The 2,361-nt window shown below is 43.1% G+C and carries 2 protein-coding genes; both read left to right on the forward strand.

The window, feature by feature from the left end:
• The first annotated feature begins 79 nt into the window (after window positions 1–79).
• A complete protein-coding gene (gene tnpB, locus EV211_RS10515) occupies window positions 80–616 on the forward strand; it encodes an IS66 family insertion sequence element accessory protein TnpB (RefSeq protein WP_133529388.1) in 537 nt (178 codons plus the stop codon).
• 78 nt (window positions 617–694) lie between these two features.
• Window positions 695–2,296 carry an IS66 family transposase gene (gene tnpC / locus EV211_RS10520; protein WP_133529389.1) on the forward strand — a complete coding sequence of 534 codons (1,602 nt, stop codon included), beginning with the start codon at window positions 695–697 and terminating at the stop codon, window positions 2,294–2,296.
• Window positions 2,297–2,361: the final 65 nt, after the last annotated feature.

Below are 2,361 nucleotides of genomic sequence, written 5' to 3' on the forward strand. Positions count from 1 at the left end.
GTAAGCATCAAAACATAGGCACATTGAGTAGCTATTTGCCACGATATATAATATCTTCCAGAGCGGGAGGTATATAGTTGTGAATAGCAGGCAATTTGAAATACGTAAGTACTGGATGCAAATCGTTCATGAGGTGATGTCAGATAATCTCACAGATACTGACTGGTGTAAAGAACATGACATTGATCATGATGCATTCAAGTACAGGAAAATGGTATTTAGGGATAAAGGAATCTTAGATGATCTGATTGGCAGTTGTCCGGGATTTGCCGAATGTGGAATGGATGACGGCAGATATCTTAAGTATCGATCTCTGGCATTCGGTGTGGACTTGTATTTCGTAGATCAGCCAATTGGGTCCACAAGCATCAACAGCATAGTATGGATGATACGAAGTTCCCTCAATCTGGATCCATATCATGGTGACATATTCCTATTCCGTCGTTCAAACAATCGTGAGATGTTTACCTACAGTTCGGATGGAAACATCGAATGCTACAGGAAAGTCAAGTTCACTCGATATGTGCTTCGCTGGCCAGAGAGGATGGCTGACGATACTCATGCGAGGATCAGCGAAAAGCAACTTGGATTCATACTAAACTGCATAAACAGGTGATAAAAACGCCTTAAATCAATTACGATAAAACCCTTGAAAGTGTTGAATTTTCAAGGGTTTTGTGGTATAATATCAAGTATGAAAAAGGTAGATTTGAAGTCGATGGATCGTAACGAATTAGAAGAATTCGCATACAATACGTCTATCGAAAATGATGAATTAAAATTACGTGTCAGAGGCTATGAAGAGCAGGAGCAGATAGATGCTCGCAAGAAGTTTTCGCGTAAGGGTGAACCTTCTGATGCTGACCAGATGAGTTTCTTCAATGAGGCTGAAGCCAATGAGGATCAGGGACAACCTGAGCCTACATTAGAGAAAGTACATCCTCCTAAGAGCACCAAACATAAAAAGCAAAAGGGCTCCAAGGATAAGATGCTATCATCGCTTCCAAAGGAAACTACAGAATACAGACTTTCTCCGGAAGAGTCGGTCTGTCCAAAATGTGGTGAGCCCATGCATACTATGAAAAAGGAGATCAGAAGAGAACTGACTTTGATCCCATCAAGGGTGGAAGTCAGAGAATCCGTCATCTACTCATATGCTTGCAGAAATTGTGAAAGCAGTGGTACCGGATCACCAATATTACGTGCTGACAAGAAGGCTCCGGCATTGCTCTTTCGGAATTGTCTGGTGTCACCTTCGCTTGGAGCTCATATCATCTGCCGCAAGTACGATAACCGTGATCCGCTTGAAAAGATCAGCAGCGATTTCCATATGCAGGGAGTAAAGCTCACTAAGCAAACTCTTTCGAATTGGATATGCAGACTATCCGAGCAGTATCTATCACCATTTGTGGATATATTCCATGGAGAACTCAAACAGCAATACATGATACATGCTGATGAAACGGAAGTACAGGTCATTTCAGAACCCGGGCGTACTGCTCAGCAGAAAAGCCGTATGTGGGTATTCTGCAGCGGAGCGTGTCAGGACGATAAGGAAGCCCATAGGCCTGTTGTACAGTATCTATACAGCGAGACCAGGAAAAGAGAGGTGGCGGAAAACTACCTTCAGGATTATGAGGGCTTCATACAAAGTGATGGATACATCGTGTACCACACGTTACATGATGGGATAATCGATGTAGGGTGTATGGCACATGTTCGAAGGAAATACTATGATGCGGTTTCCGTACTACCAAAATCTGGTCGAAGGCCATCAGCCAAACCTTGTATAGGACTTAAATACACCAACGATCTCATGGATCTGGATCGACAACGCAAGGAGTTGACTACTATTGCGGAAATGACAGATTTCAAAAAGAAAAAGATCGCGCCAAAACTCAGGAAGTTCATCAAATGGGCAAGCGATGAATTGCCGAAAGAAAAAGACGGCAAATACAGGGATGCGTTGCTTTACACTGTGAACCAAAAAGAATATCTGGAAAATTACCTGCTTGACGGTCGGCTGGAAGCCACTAACAACATTGCTGAACGTGCAGTCAGGCCATTTGTGATGGGCAGAAAGAACTGGATGTTCTGCAAAGCTCCACGAGGTGCTTCAGCCAGTTCAGTGATGTACAGCATCATAGAAACAGCCAAAGCAAACAGACTTAAACCGGAGAGTTACCTGGCATGGTTATTGGAGGAACTACGTGGTAAAGACATGTCCACCTTTGATCTTACACCGCTACTTCCGTGGTCGGAGAATATTCCAGAAGAATGTAAACAAACACTGTAAGCTATAACAGGGCAGTTGCGAACTGCTCTGTTTTTTTACCTATGTGCCTATGTTTTGATGCTTAC

The organism is Aminicella lysinilytica (assembly GCF_004362975.1).
In the GTDB taxonomy this organism is placed as follows: Bacteria; Bacillota; Clostridia; order Peptostreptococcales; family Anaerovoracaceae; genus Aminicella; species Aminicella lysinilytica.

Bases quoted from the DNA above. Each gene is read 5' to 3' on its own strand.
- tnpC (WP_133529389.1), top strand. From the start codon at position 695: ATGAAAAAGGTAGATTTGAAGTCGATGGATCGTAACGAATTAGAAGAA.